Source organism: Glutamicibacter uratoxydans (assembly GCF_006539925.1).
GTDB lineage: Bacteria > Actinomycetota > Actinomycetes > Actinomycetales > Micrococcaceae > Glutamicibacter > Glutamicibacter uratoxydans.
Map to the genome: position 1 here is coordinate 1 of NZ_BJNY01000014.1, position 20,707 is coordinate 20,707.

Here is a 20,707-nt window from a genome sequence, read left to right on the forward strand (position 1 = left end):
GCCACGCGAGCAGAAGAAATTTGAAGATCCACAGGCACAGGCTCCTCGCGCCCACAACCCGGGCGATCTTCGTATCTCGAACCGTGCTGACCGCGCCCAGTCTCCAGAAATCGATGAGGATGTCACCGGTAAGGAGTTGGACCGCGTCGCTCGCGCCCAGCTGCGTTACCTTGAAGACCGCTCAGCATCATGGGTTGCCAAGCACCTAGTCATGGCAGGGCGTCTGCTGGAAGAAGATCCAGAGCTTGCCTACGAACACACCCTGGCAGCCTCACGCCGTGGCGGCCGTGTAGCGGTAGTCCGCGAAGCCGTCGGCATTGCCGCATACCACGCAGGCAAATATGCAGATGCATTGCGTGAGCTGCGCACCCATCGCCGTATTTCAGGTTCTGACTACAACCTGCCATTGATCGCCGACTCCCTGCGCGGCCTAGGCCGCGTCGAGAAGGCTATCGAGTTGGCGCAGTCCGAGGAATGCGCGAACCTGGAGCCAGCAGTCAAGGTCGAGATGCAGATTGTTGCCGCCGGCAGCTACGCTGATCTGGGCAAACTGGATCAGGCCTTGGCTGAGCTGGAATCATTGGAACAGCTGGACTTCAACCGCGCCTTCTCCTTCAGCCCTCGCCTGTTCGCAGTTTATGCAGAGCTGCTGGCTGCTGCTGGCCGCTCTGAAGAAGCTGCCCGCTGGGAAAAGCAGGTAGCTGTAGCCGAACGCGCATTGGGCATCGAAGAAGAGACCGAGTCCTTCATCGTCGATCTGGCCCCAGAGATGGATGAGGAAGAGGAAACTCCTCGTGCACGCGATCTCGTTGAAGCAGACCAGGACGCCGACGCCGAGGAAGCACCGGAAGCTGACGATGCTGCCGAGCAGACTGGCATCGATGAAGAGGACGGCCTGAACGAGGTCCCTGCAACAGATGAAGCAGCTGAATCGGAGGCTGTCCAGGCAGCCGAGGACAGCGAAGAGAACTAGTACACCGTAGACTCGCAGTAGTACTAGTTAGCTTCAAGAAGTAGGAACCACCACCACATGCTGATCTCCGGATTTGATGCTGTGCTCTCCGACCTGGACGGCGTCGTCTACGCCGGCCCGGACCCGATCGAAGACGCAGTTGAATCGCTGAATACCTTGGCTGAAGTCAACGTTGCGCACGCGTTCATTACGAACAATGCGGGGCGTTCGCCAATGTCTGTCGCCGCCCATCTGCGCAAGCTGGGTGTGAAGACCAGCGCGGAGCAGGTCTTCGGCTCGGCAGATGCTGGAGCCGAGCTCTTGGCCCGCGAGTTGAATCCGGGCAGCAAGGTGTTGGTTGTCGGGTCCCCGTACCTGCGTGAATGCATCGCGGTGCGGGGCCTTGAAGTGGTCGAATCCCATCTGGACGAGCCCGTGGCGGTCATCCAGGGATTCGACCCGGACGTCTCCTGGAATGACCTCGCCCAGGCATCCTACGCCATTAACAACGGGGCAAAATGGGTGGCGACGAACACCGACCTGACAATTCCGCGCGCCGAGGGCATCGCCCCGGGCAACGGATCATTGGTTCATGCGGTCAAGCTTGCCACCGGTGTGACCCCGCGGGTAGCGGGCAAGCCGGAATCCTACCTTTTCACGCGCGCTGCAGACCGTCTGGATGCCAAGCGTCCGCTGGTTCTCGGGGACCGCCTGGACACCGACATCCTCGGCGGCTTCCACGCGGGCTTCTCCACTGCGTTGGTGCTCACCGGCGTGGATACCCCGCAGACCGCACTGGGCGCACCGGTGCAGGAGCGCCCCAACTACCTGATCTCCACTCTTGCCGACATCTATCGGCCGTATCCAACCATCAAGGTGCTCGGCTACGGAGTGCAGGTCGGCGACACCGTGGCCCGCATCAAGGACGGCTCGATTCAAGTAGACGGCAACGAATCAGACTTGAACGCTTGGCGCGCCGCCTGCCATGCCTGGTGGCTGGCACATCCCCGCCAGCAGACCCACCAGAGTCCAGACATCGAATTCACTTCCCGAGGGCTGCAGATGCTGCGCCGCAAGACGGGGGAGAACGCATGAGCCAGTTCGGAGCAGCTGGGATTCCCAGCCCACGGGATCCGCGTCCCGCCGCCCCTGTACGGCGCCTAGATGAACATGAACTTGAATCTGCCTTGTCTTCGCTGGCAGACCACGACGTCACCGAGCATGCCCGGATCTACGAATCATTGTTGGAAGGGCTGCAGCAGGAGCTGAACAGTTCGGAGCATGGAGCATGAGCAGGCTGGACCAGGAACTGGTAGCCAGGGGGCTTGCACGCTCTCGAACTGAAGCCGCGAAGCTGATCGAAGCCCAGCGCGTCACGCTCAGCGGCGTACTGTGCACCAAAGCTTCCAAGAAGGTCGAGCCCGAGGCAGTACTTGAAGTCATCGCGGCGCAGGGCGAAGAATACGTCTCCCGCGCAGGGCACAAGCTTGCCGGGGCACTAGATGTATTCACGACTATTTCCCCAGAAGGCTTGCGCTGTTTGGACGCGGGCGCGTCGACCGGTGGATTCACCGATGTGCTGCTGCGCCGCGGAGCACGGCAAGTCGTCGCGGCAGACGTCGGACATGGGCAGTTGGTTGACCAGATCCGAGAGGACCGCCGCGTCGTGGTCCTTGAAGGATTGAATGTCCGGTACCTGGAGCCATCAGATATTGGTGGAGTTGTCGACCTGGTAGTAGCCGATTTGTCATTCATTTCGCTGACCTTGGTGCTCGATGCCCTCGCGGGCGCGACCAAACCCGGCGGCTCGCTGGTGCTCATGGTCAAGCCCCAATTCGAAGTGGGACGCGGACATCTGAACCGCACCGGCGTGGTGACCGACCCGCAGCTGCGCCGCAGCGCGGTGGAAGCGGTGATCGCCAAGGCGAAGAGCGCAGGATTGACGCTACGCGGACTGGCCCGCAGCCCACTGGCCGGGCAGGACGGCAACGCTGAATTCTTCCTCTGGCTCGCAGCCCCGGGGTCGGCGCAAGGAGCTCAAGAAGCTACCGAAGATGACGTGGCAAACTCTGCAATGCTACAGAGCGTTGACTATTCTTAGAACTGTTGCGGCAAGACCTGCTGGTTAATGCAGGTCCCAGCGCGGCAGACCTGACGCACCCATCATCGTTGAGAGGGGCACACCGCCTTGCGCCGAATCCTTGTCTTCACCCACACCGGCCGTAGGGACGCGGTAGTCGCCACCCTTGAAACCTGCTCCCTGCTTTCAGCCGCCGGGATCGTTCCGGTCATGCGGGCCAAAGACCAGGCCGCGTTGACCCAGGCAGTGGGCGAACCAGTGCCGGGGGTACAGATCCTGGATGTGGACTGCCAGCTCGACGACATCGACCTCGGGGTGGTGCTGGGCGGCGACGGTTCGGTGCTGCGCGCGGCAGAACTGGTCCGCGATGCAGCCCTGCCGCTGGTGGGCGTAAACCTTGGACATGTCGGCTTCCTTGCAGAGGCGGAGCGCAGCGAACTGGAAGCCACCGTGGCCGCCATCGTCAACGGAAGCTACACGGTCGAAGAGCGCATGACCATCGAGGTCAAGGTCTGGGCGGACAACGTGTGCCTGGCCGAAACCTGGGCGCTGAACGAGGCCGCAGTGGAGAAGGCCAACCGCGAACGCATGGTCGAGGTAGTCATCGAAGTCGACGGGCGCCCGATCTCCACCTTCGGCTGCGACGGCGTCGTGATGGCAACGCCTACCGGTTCCACCGCCTACTCGTTTTCCGCCGGAGGGCCCGTTGTCTGGCCGGATGTTGCGGCGCTGATCATGGTGCCGATCTCCGCCCATGCCCTGTTCGCCAAGCCGCTGGTTGTTTCCCCGACCTCCACCATGGCCGTTGAAATGCTCACCCGCACCGACGCCACTGCTGTGCTGTGGTGCGATGGGCGCCGCACACTGGATCTGCCGCCGGGAGCGCGAATTGAGGTCACCCGCAGCGCCACTCCAGTGCGCCTGGCGCGCATGAACACCACCCCATTCTCCGAACGCCTGGTCAACAAATTCGAGCTCCCGATCACCGGATGGCGCGGCCCAGCCAAGGAAGACAAGCGGCGGACTGCTACCACCGCGCTGCCGGTGATCGTGCCCGGCATGCAAAGCGTCGAGCCGCACCATAAGGACGAACCGAGCATTCCGATGGTTGGCCGCCCCGAGGACTCGTCGCAGGAGCACTAGCACCGTCCGAGACTGCGCCACGAGTTTTCCACATGTTCGAATGTAGCTACGAAACTGCGCTTAGAACACATATACTAATCCTGCACGATCGAACATGAACTCGACTTTCGGGAGCAGGCCATGATTCAGGAAATCTCGATCTCCAACCTCGGCGTCATCACCAACGCCACCCTTCCACTGGGACCGGGGCTCACCGTTGTCACCGGCGAAACCGGCGCGGGCAAGACCATGGTGATCACTGCGCTTTCGCTGCTGCTCGGGCGGCGTGCCGATGCAGGCGCGGTGCGCAACGGCGCTGACCACGCGCTGGCTGAGGCCGTGGTGCATCTGGATCCCGACCATCACGTACTTGATGCGGCGGCGCAGGCCGGCGCGTTCATAGAGCCCGCTGACGGATGCAGCGAGCTGCTGCTGTCCCGTTCGCTATCCTCCCAAGGTCGCTCCCGCGCCACCGTAGGCGGACGCAGCGCGCCGGTGGGCCTGCTGGCCGAGCTGGGGCAGGAGCTGGTTGCTGTGCATGGCCAGTCCGACCAGATCAGGCTCAAGGACCCCGGCGCCCAGCGGGACGCACTGGACCGTTTTGCGGGTTCTTCCCTGGCCCGCACGCTGAGCAGCTACCAGCGCAACTACCGGCTGTGGCGTGCCGCTGCCAAGGAGCTGGCCTCGCTGAAGCAGGATTCCCGCAACCGCGTGCGTGAAGCAGAGAACCTGCGCTTGGCGCTTGATGAAATCGACTCGCTTGATCCGCAGCCGGGCGAGGACGAAGCATTGCGCGAGCAGTCGATCAAGCTGGGCAATATCGAGTCGCTGCGCAACGCAAGCCTGCAAGCCCAATCGGTGCTTGATTCAGAGGACTTCGAGAACCCCGGTGTGACAACCCTGGTTGAAACCGTCCGGTCGGTGCTTGCGCAGGCCAGCGGCGACGACGCGGCGCTGGCAGGATTTGCCGAGCGGGCCGCGGAACTGGGAATTCTTGCCGCCGAGCTCTCAAGTGACCTGAGCGGCTATGTCGCCGACTTGGATGAAGAAGGCCCGGAGCTGCTGGCCCAGATCGAGTCCCGCCGGGCGGAGCTTAGCAAGCTGATGCGCAAATATGCTCCAAGCATTGACGAAGTGATCGCCTGGGCCGAGGCTTCGCGCAAGCGCCTTGACGAGCTGGGGGGAGACGACTCGCGTATCGAGGAGCTCGAAGCTGAAGTGGTTGTCCTCGAACAGAAAGTCGCTGCGCTGTCCTCCGACCTCAGCGACGCCCGCCGTAGGGCGGCCAAGAAGTTGGCTACTAGGGTCTCCGCGGAACTTACGGCTCTGGCGATGCCTGATGCGAAGCTTGTTATCGAAGTCAACGAGCTCGAAGAACCGGGGGCCTTCGGCCAGGATGCCGTTGCCATGCTGCTGGCCCCGCATGCGGGCGCTGTGCCGCGGCCGCTGGGCAAGGGCGCCAGCGGCGGTGAGCTGTCCCGCGTCATGCTCGCGATCGAAGTGGTGCTGGCTGCCGTAGACCCGGTGCCGACATTCGTCTTTGACGAAGTCGACCAGGGCGTCGGCGGCAAGGCCGCGGTGAGCATTGGCGAGCGCTTGGCCATGCTGGCACGCCACGTACAGGTCATTGTCGTGACTCACCTGCCGCAGGTGGCCGCCTATGCGGATCGCCATATTCGCGTCATCAAAAATTCGAATGCCAAATCGAACGCAGGTGCAGGATTCACCGCCAGCGATGTGATCATGCTCGATGAGCAGGACAGGGTGCGTGAGTTGGCGCGCATGCTGGCGGGGCAGGAAGAATCCGATACAGCCCAGGCCCACGCCGAAGAGCTGTTGTCTGAAGCTCAGAGGTTAGTGTCTTCGCTCACCGAGCAGCCTGCTAAAAAGTCCTAAATGACGCGGTCGTCAGGCAAATTCGGGTGCGTGCTAGGGCAATGCCGAAGTGTGCACTACAGTGAATGTGGATGTTTATTGTTGGAATGGTGATAGGATGAAATTCCGTGGTGCAGCGTAATTTAACTCGTGATTCTCGGTCGTCTGAAACGACAAAGCATATCTTCGTCACCGGTGGCGTAGCCTCTTCCCTGGGTAAGGGCTTGACGGCATCCAGTCTCGGACATCTCCTTCGAGCTCGTGGTCTTTCTGTGACCATGCAGAAGCTCGATCCGTACCTGAACGTTGATCCAGGTACCATGAACCCATTCCAGCACGGCGAAGTCTTCGTTACCGACGACGGCGCCGAGACCGATCTGGATATTGGCCACTACGAACGTTTCCTGGACGAAAACCTGCCAGGCAGCGCCAACGTGACCACCGGCCAGGTGTACTCCACTGTTCTCGAACGCGAACGCCGCGGCGAGTACTTGGGCGACACCGTTCAGGTCATTCCCCACATCACCGATGAGATCAAGCGCCGCATGCGCTTGGCCGCCACCGAACCAGGTGCGGGCAAGTCGGCTCCAGATGTGATCATCACCGAAATCGGCGGCACCGTCGGCGATATCGAGTCCCAGCCATTCCTTGAAGCAGCCCGCCAGGTCCGCCAGGACATCGGCCGCAAGAACGCATTCTTCGTGCACGTATCCCTGGTGCCGTACATCGGCCCAAGCCAGGAACTGAAGACCAAGCCAACCCAGCATTCGGTCGCGGCCCTGCGTTCCATCGGCATCCAGCCTGATGCGTTGGTCATCCGTTCGGATCGTCCAATTCCAGATGAGATGCGCGCCAAGCTCGGCCGCACCTGTGACGTTGATACCGAAGCAGTGATCAACTGCGCCGATGCACCAAGCATCTACAACATTCCAAAGGTCATCCACGCACAGGGCCTCGACGCCTACATCGTGCAGACCCTTGACATGAAGTTCCGCGATGTCGACTGGGAAGACTGGGATCGCCTGCTGGACGTAGTGCACAACCCGAAGACTGAAGTCACCGTGGCATTGGTCGGCAAGTACATCGACCTGCCCGACGCTTACCTTTCGGTCACCGAGGCGCTGAAGGCCGGCGGCTTTGCCAATGAAGCAAAGGTCAACATCCGCTGGGTCCCTGCAGATGACTGCGCTACCGAAGCAGGTGCAAAGAAGGCTCTCGCCGGCGCTGATGCAATTTGTGTTCCAGGCGGCTTCGGCATCCGCGGCCTGGAAGGCAAGCTCGGTGCGCTGAAGTTCGCACGCGAACACAAGCTTCCGACCCTGGGCCTGTGCCTTGGCCTGCAGTCGATGGTCATCGAGTACGCCCGCAACGTCTCAGGTCTGGCCGATGCGTCGTCCACCGAATTCGATCCTGAAACCACTGTTCCAGTGATCGCCACCATGGAAGAGCAGCTGGCCATCGTCGACGGCAAGGGCGACCTTGGCGGAACCATGCGCCTGGGCCTCTACGACGCAAAGCTGAAGGAAGGCTCGGTCGTGGCCGAGACCTACGGCAAGACGGACGTCGCGGAACGCCATCGCCACCGCTACGAGGTCAACAACGCCTACCGCGCACAGCTGGAAGAAGACGGTCTGGTCTTCTCGGGCACCTCGCCGGATAACAGCCTTGTTGAATTCGTCGAGCTGCCAAAGGACGTACACCCTTACTACGTCTCAACCCAGGCCCACCCTGAGCTGTCCAGCCGTCCAACCCGACCTCATCCATTGTTTGCAGGTCTGGTAGCGGCAGCCATTGCACAGCGTGACGCCAAGTAGCAGATAGCATCAGCTGGGACCCGGTACAACGGTAGTTTCAGCAGGGCAGCGCGCCGGTCAATCATGACCGGCGCGCTGCTGATTTAAGCTTGAAATAGTCAATAAGAGAACGAAGCAGTCCAGGGGGCACGCGTGAGCAAGCAACAGGTAGCCGACGAATTTTCAGACCGCGAGCTGGTAGCCCGAGAAACTGTCTATCAGGGGCGGATCTGGGACGTTTTGCACGACACAGTCCAGCTGTCGCCTAGTTCGCGCATCGAGCGGGACTATATCAGCCATCCCGGAGCGGTATGCGTCCTGGTTCTGGATGAGCAGGACCGCGTCTTGATGATCAACCAGTACCGACACCCGGTTGCCATGAGGCTGTGGGAGCTGCCAGCAGGACTGCTCGACGTCGCCGGAGAGCCGCCGCTGGAGGCAGCCAAGCGCGAACTCTGGGAAGAAGCCGACCGCACCGCCGACCAGTGGTCGGTATTAACTGACATCTTCCTGAGCCCAGGATCCTCCTCAGAAGCCATTCGCATCTACTTGGCTCGCGGGGTGCATCTGGTTCCTGAAGACCAGCGCCATACCCGTACTGACGAAGAAGCGGAGATGGTGACCGCCTGGGTGCCGTTGGATGATGCTGTTGCCCAAATTCTTGCAGGAAAGATCCACAACCCAGCCGCGGCAGTAGGACTGCTCGCGGCCCAGGCGGCCCGCGCGGTGAACTACGAAACCCTGCGTGATGCTCGGGAGCCTTTCGACGTACACCCAGGCCTGCGCGGACAATAGCAGGGCTTCGAGATGGAAGATGAATTGGGCCTTGCGCTGAGGCGCTATCTGCAGCACCTGGCCATCGAACGCGGATTGGCCGAGAACACGCTTGCTTCCTATCGGCGGGACCTGACCCGCTATTTATCGGCCCTAGCTCAAGCCGGGGTGGACCGTCCTGCCCAGATCACCGAAGGTCTCATCAACGGCTACCTGCAGCAGCTGGCACGCGGGGATGAAGAACACCCGGCTTTGGGCGCGCGTTCGGTGGCGCGGCATACCGTCGCGATTCGCCAGCTGCACAAGTATTGGGAGCTGGAAGGGATCTGCACGCCGAGCCCTGCCCGCGAGGTGCAGCCTCCGGCAGTGGGACAATCGCTGCCCAAGGCGATTTCGATTGCCGAGGTGACGCGCATTCTGGACTCGATCTCCCTTGAAACCCCTTCGGGGCTGCGCGATCGGGCGATGCTGGAGTTCCTCTATTCAACTGGGGCGCGCATTTCGGAAGTCGTTGCACTGGATGTCGATGACCTGCACTTCGCCCAGGATGCGGTGGTGCGGCTTTTCGGCAAGGGGTCCAAGGAAAGGGTGGTGCCGGTAGGCAGCTATGCGCAGCGTGCGGTCAGCGACTATCTGGTGCGTTCCCGCCCAGGCCTTGCTTCCAAGGGGAAAGGCACCCCTGCGCTGTTCCTGAACCAGCGCGGAGGAAGAATATCCCGCCAATCGGTGTGGATGATCTTGTCCAAGGCCGCCGCCCAGGCAGGAATTACCGCAGAAGTTTCCCCGCATACGCTGCGCCATTCTTTTGCCACCCACCTTTTGGAGGGTGGAGCGGATGTGAGAGTAGTGCAGGAGCTGCTGGGGCATGCCTCGGTCACCACTACTCAGATCTACACGAAGGTAAGCGTTGATTCGCTGCGTGAGGCTTACCAGTTGGCGCACCCGCGCGTAAACTAGCCCCATGAGCGAGCAATCCACCGACCCCAAAGCAGTAGTCCTAGCCCTTGTCCTGCGGGAAATTCATGGCACGCAGCAGGTCCTGCTGGGGCGAAAGCTCACCGGTTTTGGCGCCGGAAATGTGGTGGCCCCCGGTGGGAAGGTCGAACCGGGGGAGAGCGCCCGGCAGGCAGCTGCGCGCGAGCTGGCCGAAGAGACGTCGCTGAGTACGCCGGCTGAGCTATTGATGCACAGGGCCACGGTACTGTTCCGTTTCCCTGCCCGCCCGGCCTCGGATATGGACTGCGAAGTGTTCACCGCTCATGAATTCAGCGGCACGCCGCGCCCCAGCAGCGAGCTTGACGCGCGATGGTACGACGTAGAAGACCTGCCGCTGGACCAGATGTGGCAGGACGCCGACCACTGGCTGCCGAAGATCGTTCACGGCGAACAGTTCACCGCGACGGTGGTCATGGCCGAGGACAACCTCGGTGTGCAGCGGGTGGAATTCAATGATTGGCAGCAGCCGTAGTTTCAGCCAGTTCTCCGCTGGGACCAGTCTCTGCAACGGCGTCCGGCTGCGTGTCGTCCGGTTCGTAAACCAGAAGGTCTCCGGGCTGGCAGTCGAGCACCTCGCACAGGGACTGCAAGGTCGTGAAGCGCACAGCTTTGGCCCTGCCGTTTTTCAGCACGGCCAAGTTCGCAGGGGTGATTCCGATGCGCGATGCCAGTTCGCCAACCGCCATTTTGCGCCGGGCCAGCATGACGTCGATGTCTACGCGGATTGCCACTAGATCACCGTCCCGAGCTCCGCACGCAGATCCTCTGCCTGCGACTGGGTGGTTGTTGCCTGGATGAGCAGCTGGCGCAATACCAGCACGATGACGCCGACGCCCACCAGCAGCACTCCAACCCCGCCAAAGAGCAGCACTACACCCGGGGCAATTTCGGTGCTGCTGGCAAGTATGGCGGCAAAGGCGAAGGTGGCCACAGCGCCGCAGCCGATCGAAATGATAATCGGCGCGACGAACTTGTTCGATGCACTGTCGAACACGGTGCCGCGGGCTACCCTGGTTGCCAGCTTCCATACGCAGTACACACAGGTCTCAATGATCAGCCCGGCGAGAAACAGGTATGCGAGGAACGATGATTCCACTATCCGTTCGGTCCCGGTGCCTGGGGAGGAATTGAGCACAATCATCGGGATCATCACCAGCTGCACGAACAGCGTGCCTGCCAGCACCAATGCAAGAACGATGCGCAAAGCTGTCACTGTCGCTCGACCCATGGCTATTTCCTATCGTAGGGCAGAATGTTTCTATCGTTAAACGATAGCTTATTCTTGATCAGCCGGCCGCGCAATCCTCGCTGCGCACACAAAGAAGGCACCGCCGGGTGGCGGTGCCTTCTGGGAGGGAAGTGCGTCAGAGTGCGCGCTGCTCGGGGCCGTTGTAGGCGGAGAGCGGGCGGATCAGCGCGTTGCTTGCACGCTGTTCCATGATGTGCGACGTCCAGCCGATGATGCGCGAAGCGATGAACAGCGGGGTGAACATCTCGGTGTCGAAGCCCATCAGGTGGTATGTCGGGCCGGCGGGGTAGTCGAGGTTCGGCTTGATGTTCTTTGCTTCGTCCATGGCGGCTTCCAAGCCGTCGTAGAGTCCGAGGATCTCGCGGCGTCCGTAGTGCTCGATCATCTTGTCCAGCGCGCCCTTCATGGTTGGGACCCGCGAATCTCCGTGCTTGTAGACGCGGTGGCCGAATCCCATGACCTTCTTCTTGGCGGCCAAGGCCTCTTCCATCCATGCCTTGGCGCGGGCCGCCGCGTCTTCACGGGATTCGTCCTTGTTGATGCCGATCTCGGTGAAGGTGTGCATGACGGCCTCGTTGGCTCCGCCGTGCAGCGGGCCCTTCAATGCGCCGATGGCGCCGGTGACTGCTGAATGCAGGTCGGAGAGCGTGGAGGTGATCACGCGTGCGGTAAAGGTGGAGGCATTGAAGGAATGCTCTGCGTAAAGCACCATCGACACGCGGAATGCGTCGACTACTTCCGGCGCCGCCTCCTCGCCGAAGGTCATCCACAGGAAGTTGGCGGAGTAGTCCAGGTCCTCGCGCGGGGCCACTAGCTCCAGCCCGCGTCGGCGGCGCTGGTCGTAGGCCACGACGGCGGGGAACGCCGCAAACAGTTCCTTGGCCTTGAGCAGCTCGGCCTCTGGCGATGAATTCTCGGCTTCGGCGTGGTTCGCGCCGATCACCGATACAGCGGTGCGGCAGACGTCCATGGGATGGCAGTCGGCCGGAAGTAGGTCGATTGCGGCCTTCACCGCTGGATCCAGTGCGCGGTTGGCGCGTTCGAAAGCGCAGAACTCGGTCAGCTGGCTTTGGGTGGGCAGTTCTCCGGTCCACAGCAGCAGCGCAACTTCTTCAAACGACTTCGAGGCCGCCAAGTCCTGCACCGGGTAGCCGCGGTACAGCAGCGAATTGGTCTCGGGATTGACCTTGGAAATGGCGGTGTAGTCGACGACGACTCCTGCAAGGCCCTTCTTGATGTCCTCGGTACTCATGCTCGTTCTCCTCTTCGTTGACTCAAACTTTATGGTTCCTCGGCCTCCGGGCCGCCCGGCGGCGGCTCGGAGGCCAAGGGATGCTGCGCCCCGGCCTACAGGTTCGCGTTGTTGGAATCGATATCCAGGGTTGGGACCTGGAAATTGAAGATTCCGGTGTCAAAACGGTTGTATGCCTCGTAGTCCACCAGCTCGTACAAGCGTGACCTAGTTAACATGTTATCCACTTCGCGTTCCTGGGTGCCGTCCTGCGCGATCGCGTCGAGCACCCGCTCCGCCGCGCCCATGGCGCTGCGCAGCAGGGTCACCGGGTAGATGATCATCGCGACGCCGCCGTCGGCCAGCTGCGCCCGGGTGAACAGCTCGGACTTGCCGAATTCGGTCATGTTCGCCAGCACCGGCACATCCACCGCCTTGCAGACGGCCTCGAACTCGGAGATGTCCTTCATCGCCTCCGGGAAGATGGCGTCCGCCCCGGCGTCCACCATGGCTTTGGCCCGGTCGATGGCCGAATCCAGGCCTTCGATGGCACGGATGTCGGTGCGTGCCATGATCAGGAAGTTCTCATCGATGCGGGCATCGGCGGCCGCGGCGATGCGCTTGAGCATGGTGTCGGTGTCCACCACGTTCTTGCCGTCCAGATGCCCGCAGCGCTTCGGGTTGTACTGGTCCTCGATGTGGCAGCCTGCAAGGCCCGCATATTCAAGTTCCTGGATGGTGCGGGCCACGTTCATCGGCTCGCCGAATCCTGTGTCGGCGTCCACGATGGCCGGCAGGTCGCTCATGCGGGCGATCTGCCCGGCGCGCGTGGCGACCTCGGTCAGCGAGGTCAGCCCGATATCCGGCAGACCCAGCTCATTGGCCAGCACCGCGCCGGAGATGTAGATCCCGTCGAAGTTCTTCTCGCCGATCAGCTTGGCTGAGAGCGGGTTGAACGCCCCGGGGAACTGGCGGGCGGCTCCCGGGGTGAGCATTTCGCGCAGGGCCCGGCGCTTGGCGGCGGGGGAGACGGTCGAGTACAGCATTTAGAACAGCCCCTTGGGTGCGCTGGCCAGGTCGATGACGCCCGGGGCGGCGGTGATGTTCAGCTGGTCCAGCTCGCCTGCTGCCAGGTTTTCAAGGTTCTCGGCGGCGGCGATGAAGCGCTCGATCTCCGCCTCTTCCACCAGCCCGGCAGCCAGGGTGCGGAACTTGTTCACGTACTGTTCGCGGGCGAACGGGCGGGCGCCGAGCGGGTGGGCGTCGGCCACGGCGATCTGATCGGTGATCACGGTGCCGTCGTTCAGGGTGATTTCCACGCTGCCGCCGAAGGCTTTCTCGTTGATGTCCAGCGAGTGGTAGCGGCGGGTCCACTCCGGGTCTTCCTCGGTGGTGACCTTGTGCCACAGCTCGACGGTGTCAGCGCGGCCTGCGCGTTCCGGAGCGTAGGAGTCCACGTGGTGCCAGGCGCCGTCCTGCAGTGCGACGGTGAAGATGTACGGGATCGAGTGGTCCAGGGTTTCGCGGCTGGCGGTCGGATCGTACTTCTGCGGGTCGTTGGCGCCGGAGCCGATCACGTAGTGGGTGTGGTGGCTGGTTTTGATCAGCACGGAGGCCACGTTCTTCGGGTCGGTGGCTTCCGGGTGCTCGGAGTGCAGCTTGCGAGCCAGGTCGATCCAGGCTTGGGCCTGGTATTCGGCAGAGTGTTCCTTGGTGTAGGTGTCCAAGATGGCGCGCTTGGCTTCGCCGGCCTCGGGCAGCGGCACCTCGTAGGCGGCATCCGGGCCATCGAGCATCCAGGCGATGACGCCGTCTTCGCCCTCATAGATCGGCACCGGCGAGGTCTGTCCGCGCATGGCGCGGTCGGCTGCCTCGATGGCCATCTTGCCAGCAAAGGCAGGGGCGTGGGCCTTCCAGGTGGAGATTTCGCCCTTGCGCGACTGGCGGGTGGCGGTGGTGGTGTGCAGGCCCTGGCCCACTGCCTGGAAGATGGTTTCGATATCCAGCCCCAGCAGGGTGCCGATGCCGGCGGCGGCCGACGGGCCCAGGTGGGCGACGTGGTCGATCTTGTGCTTGTGCAGGCTGATGGCCTTGACCAGGTCCACCTGGATTTCGTAGCCGGTGGCGATGCCGCGGATCAAATCGCGGCCCGACGCTCCGGTGTGCTGGGCCACGGCGAGGATCGGCGGGATGTTGTCGCCCGGGTGGGAGTACTCGGCGGACAGGAAGGTGTCATGGTAATCCAGCTCGCGCACTGCCACGCCGTTGGCCCAGGCGGCCCATTCGGGGGAGACCTTCTGACTGATGCCGAAGATGTGGGCGCCGGCGCCGCCGGTGGATGGGGCGTGGGCCAGCGCCTGGGCGCGGGCTGCGATGATCGGGCCGCGGTTCAGCGAGGCGATGGCCACCGAGGCGTTGTCGATGATGCGGTTGATGATCATTTCGCGCACCTCGTCGCCGACCTCGACCGGGTCTGCTGCGACGACGGCGATCTTGTGGGCCAGCTGGTCCTCGCGGGCCAGGTTTTCTTCGGAGCGGTAGACGCGCACTGGGTGATTGATCATGGATGCTGCCTTTCGGTGGTGGGGGTGTAGTTCTTGATGTGCGTTAAAGACTGGTGCAAGTGCACGGTGGTGGCCGCCGCTGCGAGATCCGGATTCTTCTGGGCGATGGCCCAGGCGATGGATGCGTGTTCCCTTGCCGAGGCGCGCAGCCGCTGCGGATTGTCCTGGGCCAGCCGGCGGACCCGCTGCAGGTGGACGCGCAGGTTGCGCAGCGCGGCAGACAGGTAGGAGTTGCCGGCGGCCTGGTCGATCGACTCATCGAGCCGCGCGACCAGTTGGTAGTAGCCGCTGGCGGCATCCGGCATGGACTCCTGGGCGGCGGCGCGGTCGAAGGCTTGGGCTAGTTCGGCGAATTCACCGGCGTGGGCGGAGTCGGCGGCAAGCCTGGCGTTTTCGCATTCAAGCACGCGGCGCAGGACGAACAGGTCCTCCAGATGGTCCTTGCCGACCTCGGAGACGACGACGCCACGCCCGCGCTGGGCGACTGCCAGCCCGTCGGCCACCAGGCGGGCCAGGGCTTCGCGCACCGGGGTGCGCGAGACGCCTAGGCGCTCGGACTGTTCGACCTCGGCAAGCACGGTACCGGGGACCAGCTGCCATTCGACGATTTCGGTGCGCAGGGTGTCGTAGACCTTGTCGCTCGCTCTCATGCTTCGAGTGTATACATAAAAACGGGCAATGGGCGAAGCTCCTCGTGATATATCGATAAAACTCCAAAATGTGTATACAAGCCCATTGTCTTGCTGTGATCTGCGCCATAGGCTGGGTGCATAGTCCAGGGGCGGGCCGCCGGGTTCGCGGGAAGGAAGAACATGGCGCAGGAATACCGCAGGGCCTATGCCCAGGCCACAGAAAACCCGTCGCAGTTCTGGCTCCAAGCCGCAGAAAAACTTGAGTGGGAGCGCATGCCGAGCATCGCTGTCGACGAATCGCGGGCGCCGCTGTACAGCTGGTTCCCGGACGGCGAGCTGAACCTTTCGGCCAACGCGCTGGACCGGCACGTGGCGGCCGGCCGCGGGGACCAAGCGGCGCTGATCTACGATTCGGCCATGCTGGGGACCTCCACGACCTACACCTACTCGCAGCTGCTCCAGCAGGTGGCTGTTTTTGCCGGGGTGCTGCGCGAGCGTGGGGTGCAGGCCGGGGACCGGGTGCTGATCTACCTGCCGATGATCCCGCAGGCGGCCATCGCCATGCTTGCCTGCGCGCGGATCGGCGCGGTGCATTCGGTGGTGTTCGGCGGATTTGCGCCCAAGGAGCTCGCCGCCCGCATCACCGACTGCGCCCCGGTCGCCGTCGTGACGGCTTCCGGAGGCATCGAGCCGGCGCGCAGGATCGAATACCTGCCGGCGGTGGCCGAAGCCCTGGAGCTGGCCCAGCCGGAGGTCAGGGACGTCATCGTCGCCCACCGCGAAGGATTCGAGCACGGGACATGCGAATACGACGGGCAGTCCTTCAATGGGCATCGCGTGGCCTGGCACGACTGGGACCGCCTCGCCGCACATGCTGAGCCGGCCGATCCTGTGCCGGTGCCCTCCACCCATCCGCTCTATGTGCTGTACACCTCCGGCACCACCGGCACGCCCAAGGGGGTGGTGCGGGACACCGGCGGCTACGGCACCGCGCTGCAGTTCTCCATGAACGCGGTCTACGACGTGCACGAGGGCGATGTCATGTTCACCGCCAGCGACGTGGGCTGGGTCGTCGGGCATTCGTATATCGTCTACGGGCCGTTGATTGCCGGGGCTGCCACGGTGCTCTACGAGGGCAAGCCGGTGGGCACTCCCGACGCCGGGGTATTCGGCAGGATCATCCAGGAGCACAAGGTCACCACGATGTTCACCGCGCCCACCGCGCTGCGTGCGGTGCGCAAGGCGGATCCGGGCGGCGGGCTGCTCACCGGGCACGACCTGTCAACGCTGCGGGCGCTGTTCGTCGCCGGCGAGCGCCTGGATCCGGACACCTATCATTTCGCCGTCTCGCTGCTGGGCGTGCCGGTGGTGGATAACTGGTGGCAGACCGAAACCGGCTGGCCGATCGCCTCGAATCCGTTGGGACTTGAGCAGCTGCCCGCCAAGGCCGGCAGCCCGACCACCCCGGTGCCCGGCTTCGACGTGCAGATCCGCGACGTGCTGGGGGAGGCGGTGCCCGCCGGCGGCGAGGGGAATATTGTGGTGAAGCTGCCGCTGCCGCCTGGCGCTTTGACCACGCTGTGGGGCAACGACCAGCGCTTCATCGACACTTACCTGAGCCAGATTCCCGGGTACTACCTCACCGGGGACTCGGGGTTCATCGACGAGGACGGCTACCTATTCGTGATGGGGCGCACCGACGACGTGATCAACGTGGCGGGTCACCGGCTGTCCACCGGGGCGATGGAACAGGTGCTGGCAAGCCACTCCGCGGTGGCCGAGTGCGCGGTGATCGGGCTTGCCGATGAGCTCAAGGGGCAGCGCGCCGCCGGGTTCGTCGTGCTCAAATCAGGGGTGCAGATCACCGAGGAGCAGCTACGCGCCGAGATCGTGGCCATGGTGCGCGAGCACATCGGCCCGGTGGCCGATTTTAGGCAGGTGCAGGTGGTGGCCGCGCTGCCCAAGACCCGTTCGGGCAAGATCCTGCGCAAGACCATGCGGCAGATCGCCGACGGGCAGGACTATGTGGTGCCCTCCACCATCGAGGACGCCTCGGTGATCGAGGCGCTGCTGCCGGTGCTGCGCCCGGAAGCCTAGCTAGGAGACGGCGACGCCGAAGAGCAGGCCGATCAGGTAGGTGGCGGCCATGGTGGCGCTGCCCATGACGACGTTGCGCAGCACTGCCGGCCCGCGCGGCGCCTTGCCCAAGGTGGCGCTGATCCATCCGGTCAGGAACAGCCCGAGCACCACGGCGACAGCGGTGTTCACCACGGGGCGCCCAAAGGGCAGGAAGACCATCAGCAGCGGGATGGCCGCGCCGATGGTGAAGGCGATGAAGGAGGACAGGGCCGCGCCCAGCGGGCTGGTCAGGTCCCCGGGGTCGATGCCCAGCTCCACCTCGGCGTGCGCCGCCAGCGCGTCGTGGGCTGTCAGCTCCTCGGCCACCTGGGCGGCCAGGTGCTCGGACAGGCCGCGCTCGCGGTAGAAGCCTGCCAGTTCCTCCAGCTCTTGTGCCGGCTGTTCGCGCAGCTCGGCCAGTTCAGTCTCGATCATCGCCTTCTCGGTGTCGCGCTGGGTGCTGACCGACACGTATTCGCCGCCGGCCATGGAGAAGGCCCCGGCGACCAGCGCGGCGATGCCTGCGGTGGCGATGGCGGGAATGTTCTGCGGCGTGGCGGCGGCGACGCCGACGACGACGCCAGCCACCGAGACGATGCCGTCGTTGGCTCCGAGCACCCCGGCGCGCAGCCAGTTCAGCTTCTGCCCCACGCGGGGCTGGTCGTGGGCTTCGCCTTCATGCGGCGCTGTGTGGCTCATGGTTGCCATCATGCGCAGTTGCGCGGGGGAAAACAAGCAGCCTGCGCGGTGATATGCGCCCTAGCTGCGGGCCTGGTATTCGTACTCCGGGCGCCCGCGGGTTCCGTGCCGGGGCTGTTTGACGGCGTTGTTGCCCTCGGCCAGGTGCTCCAGGTAACGGCGGGCGGTGACCCGGGACATGCCCAGGGCGGCGGCCAGTTCGGTGGCTGAAAATGCCTGCCCGCGGTGCGCCGCCAGGAATTCGCCGATGGCGTTCAGTGTTTCGGGGATCAGCCCCTTGGGCAGGGTGCTGGAGGCGCCGGCGCTGCGCAGCGCCGAGAAGGCGTGGTCCAGCGCGGCCTGGCTGGTGTCGGTTCCGCCGGCCTGCATGCCGGCAATGAACCTGCGGTGGTTTTCAAGCTTTTCGGCGAAGACCGCGAAGGTGAAGGGCTTGATCAGGTACTGGGTAATGCCGGTGGCCACCGCCGAGCGCACGACGCCTAGGTCCCGCACCGCGGTGATGGCGATGATGTCAGTGGTCAGCCCGCGGCCGCGCATCCGCTTGGCCACGTCGATCCCGTGCAGGTCCGGCAGCGTCATGTCCAGCAGCACCAGGTCGAATCCTCGCCCCGCGGCCTGGGCCTGGTCCAGCAGCGCCAGGGCCTGTTGGCCGCTTTCGGCGGTGGCGGCGGCGGTGAATCCCGGCACGCGATCCACATAGGCCGCGTGGGCGGCGGCGGTGCCCGGCTCGTCGTCCACTACCAGCACCCTGAGCGCCTTCTGCTGATCGGCTGTGCCCATCCGTTCCTTTCACCCCGTTCTCAAGCGGCCATTGGCAGGCTCACGGTGAAGATCGCCCCGGCGTCGTTGTCAACACTTATTGTGCCACCCAGGCGCAGCACCGCCTGCTGGACCAGCGCGAGCCCCAGCCCGCGCGGCAGCACCCCCTCCTTGGTGCTCACGCCCAGGCGCAGCAGGTTCTCCAGGAACTCCGGCTCGATGCCCGGTCCGGAGTCCGCCACCAGGATCATCAGCTCGTTATCCAGCACGCTGACCTCCACCCAGACGGTGGCCTCGGCGGTGCCCACGGAGACGTCCAGCGCATTGTCCAGCAAGTTGCCGACGATGGTGACCAGGTCCGTGGCGTGGAAGACGTCGTTGGGCACCGTGCCGTGCGCGGTGATGTCCAGGCGCACCCCGCGCTCGTGGGCCTGGGCGGCCTTGGCCACCAGCAGGCTCGACAGGTACACATCGTCGATGCTGTGCACGATCGCGTCGGTCAGCTGCTGGGAGTGCTGGCGGTCGTCTACCGCGAATTCCAGCGCTTCGTCGGCCCTGCCGTTCTCGATCAGCGCTGCGATGGTGTGCAGCCGGTTGGCATGCTCGTGCGTCTGCGCCCGCAGCGCGGTGGAGAAAGTCTTCAGCGAGCGCACCTCGCCGGCCAGCTCCTGCACCTCGGTCAAATCCTTCAAGGTGAGGACCTGGCCGGTCAGCGGGGCGGTGCCGAACCAGTGCCAGCGGGCCCTGCCGCGGCGCGGCAGCTTGGCGTTGGACAGGCGTGCGGGGGACTGGGACACCGAGAGCACTGTGTCCATGCCCAGATGGATTTCGTCCTTGCAGCTGCGCCCGGTGCGCATCAGTTCCGCCAGGGTTTCGGGCATGGCCGTCTGGCCCGGGTCCAGCCCCTCGGCCGGCACCTGTTCGGGCAGCCGCAGCAGCCTGGCAGCCTCCTGGTTGTAGAGCACGATGCGGTGCCGCCGGTCCAGCAGCACGAGACCTTCCTGGACCGAATGCAGCGCGGAGAAGTAGAAGGCATAGAGCCGGCGCAGCCCGGCCGGGCCGAAGCCCAGCGTTGCCTGGTTGACATAGCGGGAGAACAGCCAGGAGGTGAAGCCCGCCAGCAGCAGCGCCAGCGCTGAGAACAGCAGGATCTGCGGCAGCTCGCTGCGGTAGATCAGCTGCAGGTTGTGCATGGTGAAGCCGCTGGAGACCATCCCCACCAGCTGGCCGTCCCGGTAGACCGGGGCGATGGTGCGCACCGAATTTCCCAAGGTGCCCGTGGCCTGCTCGTTGTAGGTCTGCCCGGCCAGCGCCTGCGCAGTGGAGCCAATGTACTTCTTACCGATCTGTGATGGGTCCGGGTGGGTGACGCGGATGGCGTCGGGGGTCATGATCGTGATGAAGTCCACCGATTCGGCCCGGTCCAGGACCTTCTGGACATAGGGCTGCAGCTGTTCGGTGGGGTTCTTCGAGCTCAGCGCGCTGCCCACGAACGGGTCGTTGGCCAGGGTGACGGTGATCGCGGCGACGGTGGACTGCCGGTCGGCGAGGATCACCTTGTTTTGCTGCTGGTAGGCGGCGAAGCCAAGCCCTGAGACCAGCAGCAGCATCACCAGCATCTGCCCGATGAAGATCAGCAGCGCCAGGGACCAGCCGTCGCGGGAGAGCGGGGCCGGTTCATTGGCCGCGGCGCTGGCCGTTCCGGAGTCGAGAAAGTGGTCGCTCATTGCCCTGCCCTTCGTATAACAGCCCGGCGCCAACGCCCCTGCGCAACACCAGTATCCAGCCAACGGGTGCCTGATCTTAAGCGCCGCATGACCAATATGAACGCAAAGGAGATGAACATCACGATGGGGCGCACCA

General features: G+C 64.0%; 19 protein-coding genes and 1 pseudogene. 11 read left to right on the top strand and 9 right to left on the bottom strand.

Annotated elements, in window-relative coordinates; genetic code table 11:
• The 10 genes and pseudogenes from AUR04nite_RS17940 to AUR04nite_RS12430 all read left to right on the top strand — a co-directional run.
• Positions 1 to 973 (top strand): annotated as a pseudogene (locus tag AUR04nite_RS17940) (hypothetical protein); the annotation flags it as partial.
• 57 nt (positions 974 to 1,030) lie between these two features.
• Entirely contained in the window at positions 1,031 to 2,047 is a 1,017-nt protein-coding gene (locus AUR04nite_RS12390; protein WP_141365484.1) for an HAD-IIA family hydrolase, read from the top strand.
• Positions 2,044 to 2,244 (top strand): hypothetical protein, encoded by a 201-nt coding sequence (locus tag AUR04nite_RS12395; RefSeq protein WP_141365486.1) that lies wholly within the window; start codon positions 2,044 to 2,046, stop codon positions 2,242 to 2,244. Before AUR04nite_RS12390 ends, AUR04nite_RS12395 begins: the two co-directional genes overlap by 4 nt.
• A complete protein-coding gene (locus AUR04nite_RS12400; RefSeq protein ID WP_141365488.1) occupies positions 2,241 to 3,053 on the top strand; it encodes a TlyA family RNA methyltransferase in 813 nt (270 codons plus the stop codon). The genes AUR04nite_RS12395 and AUR04nite_RS12400 overlap by 4 nt, the downstream gene beginning before the upstream one ends.
• An 87-nt stretch (positions 3,054 to 3,140) precedes the next feature.
• Positions 3,141 to 4,175 carry an NAD kinase gene (locus AUR04nite_RS12405; RefSeq protein WP_141365490.1) on the top strand — a complete coding sequence of 345 codons (1,035 nt, stop codon included), beginning with the start codon at positions 3,141 to 3,143 and terminating at the stop codon, positions 4,173 to 4,175.
• A gap of 120 nt (positions 4,176 to 4,295) precedes the next feature.
• The gene (gene recN / locus AUR04nite_RS12410; RefSeq protein ID WP_141365492.1) at positions 4,296 to 6,050 is read left to right on the top strand and encodes a DNA repair protein RecN; all 1,755 of its coding nucleotides are present in this window, start codon (positions 4,296 to 4,298) and stop codon (positions 6,048 to 6,050) included.
• A 107-nt stretch (positions 6,051 to 6,157) separates the two neighbouring features.
• On the top strand, positions 6,158 to 7,843 hold the full coding sequence (locus tag AUR04nite_RS12415; RefSeq protein ID WP_141365494.1) for a CTP synthase: 1,686 nt from the start codon (positions 6,158 to 6,160) through the stop codon (positions 7,841 to 7,843).
• 132 nt (positions 7,844 to 7,975) lie between these two features.
• Positions 7,976 to 8,617 (top strand): NUDIX domain-containing protein, encoded by a 642-nt coding sequence (locus tag AUR04nite_RS12420; RefSeq protein ID WP_141365496.1) that lies wholly within the window; start codon positions 7,976 to 7,978, stop codon positions 8,615 to 8,617.
• Between the two features lie 12 nt (positions 8,618 to 8,629).
• Positions 8,630 to 9,553, top strand: a complete 924-nt coding sequence (gene xerD, locus AUR04nite_RS12425) for a site-specific tyrosine recombinase XerD (protein WP_141365498.1) — start codon at positions 8,630 to 8,632, stop codon at positions 9,551 to 9,553.
• Positions 9,554 to 9,557: 4 nt separating this feature from the next.
• The gene (locus AUR04nite_RS12430) at positions 9,558 to 10,064 is read left to right on the top strand and encodes an 8-oxo-dGTP diphosphatase (protein ID WP_141365500.1); all 507 of its coding nucleotides are present in this window, start codon (positions 9,558 to 9,560) and stop codon (positions 10,062 to 10,064) included.
• Here the strand turns inward: AUR04nite_RS12430 and AUR04nite_RS12435 are convergent.
• The 6 genes from AUR04nite_RS12435 to AUR04nite_RS12460 all read right to left on the bottom strand — a co-directional run bounded on the left by AUR04nite_RS12435 (position 10,042) and on the right by AUR04nite_RS12460 (position 15,286).
• The gene (locus tag AUR04nite_RS12435) at positions 10,042 to 10,323 is read right to left on the bottom strand and encodes a helix-turn-helix domain-containing protein (RefSeq protein WP_141365502.1); all 282 of its coding nucleotides are present in this window, start codon (positions 10,321 to 10,323) and stop codon (positions 10,042 to 10,044) included. The genes AUR04nite_RS12430 and AUR04nite_RS12435 overlap by 23 nt on opposite strands.
• Positions 10,323 to 10,820: a DUF2975 domain-containing protein gene (locus AUR04nite_RS12440; RefSeq protein ID WP_141365504.1), complete on the bottom strand. Its 498-nt coding sequence runs from the start codon at positions 10,818 to 10,820 to the stop codon at positions 10,323 to 10,325. Before AUR04nite_RS12440 ends, AUR04nite_RS12435 begins: the two co-directional genes overlap by 1 nt.
• Positions 10,821 to 10,956: 136 nt before the next feature.
• Positions 10,957 to 12,093 carry a bifunctional 2-methylcitrate synthase/citrate synthase gene (locus tag AUR04nite_RS12445; protein ID WP_141365506.1) on the bottom strand — a complete coding sequence of 379 codons (1,137 nt, stop codon included), beginning with the start codon at positions 12,091 to 12,093 and terminating at the stop codon, positions 10,957 to 10,959.
• 95 nt (positions 12,094 to 12,188) lie between these two features.
• The gene (gene prpB, locus AUR04nite_RS12450; protein ID WP_141365508.1) at positions 12,189 to 13,118 is read right to left on the bottom strand and encodes a methylisocitrate lyase; all 930 of its coding nucleotides are present in this window, start codon (positions 13,116 to 13,118) and stop codon (positions 12,189 to 12,191) included.
• On the bottom strand, positions 13,119 to 14,636 hold the full coding sequence (locus AUR04nite_RS12455) for an MmgE/PrpD family protein (protein WP_141365510.1): 1,518 nt from the start codon (positions 14,634 to 14,636) through the stop codon (positions 13,119 to 13,121).
• On the bottom strand, positions 14,633 to 15,286 hold the full coding sequence (locus AUR04nite_RS12460) for a GntR family transcriptional regulator (RefSeq protein WP_141365512.1): 654 nt from the start codon (positions 15,284 to 15,286) through the stop codon (positions 14,633 to 14,635). The genes AUR04nite_RS12455 and AUR04nite_RS12460 overlap by 4 nt, the downstream gene beginning before the upstream one ends.
• A gap of 162 nt (positions 15,287 to 15,448) precedes the next feature.
• On the opposite strand from AUR04nite_RS12460, the gene AUR04nite_RS12465 reads away from it, so the two are divergent.
• A complete protein-coding gene (locus tag AUR04nite_RS12465; protein ID WP_141365514.1) occupies positions 15,449 to 17,365 on the top strand; it encodes an acetate--CoA ligase in 1,917 nt (638 codons plus the stop codon).
• Here AUR04nite_RS12465 and AUR04nite_RS12470 read toward each other — a convergent pair whose 3' ends face one another.
• The 3 genes from AUR04nite_RS12470 to AUR04nite_RS12480 are packed head-to-tail and all read right to left on the bottom strand — an operon-like array spanning position 17,366 to position 20,571.
• Positions 17,366 to 18,094, bottom strand: coding sequence for a VIT1/CCC1 transporter family protein (locus AUR04nite_RS12470; protein WP_170184199.1), 729 nt, complete (start codon positions 18,092 to 18,094; stop codon positions 17,366 to 17,368). It abuts the gene before it with no gap.
• A gap of 51 nt (positions 18,095 to 18,145) precedes the next feature.
• The gene (locus AUR04nite_RS12475; RefSeq protein ID WP_141365518.1) at positions 18,146 to 18,865 is read right to left on the bottom strand and encodes a response regulator; all 720 of its coding nucleotides are present in this window, start codon (positions 18,863 to 18,865) and stop codon (positions 18,146 to 18,148) included.
• Between the two features lie 20 nt (positions 18,866 to 18,885).
• The gene (locus tag AUR04nite_RS12480) at positions 18,886 to 20,571 is read right to left on the bottom strand and encodes a sensor histidine kinase (protein ID WP_141365520.1); all 1,686 of its coding nucleotides are present in this window, start codon (positions 20,569 to 20,571) and stop codon (positions 18,886 to 18,888) included.
• Between the last annotated feature and the right edge of the window lie 136 nt (positions 20,572 to 20,707).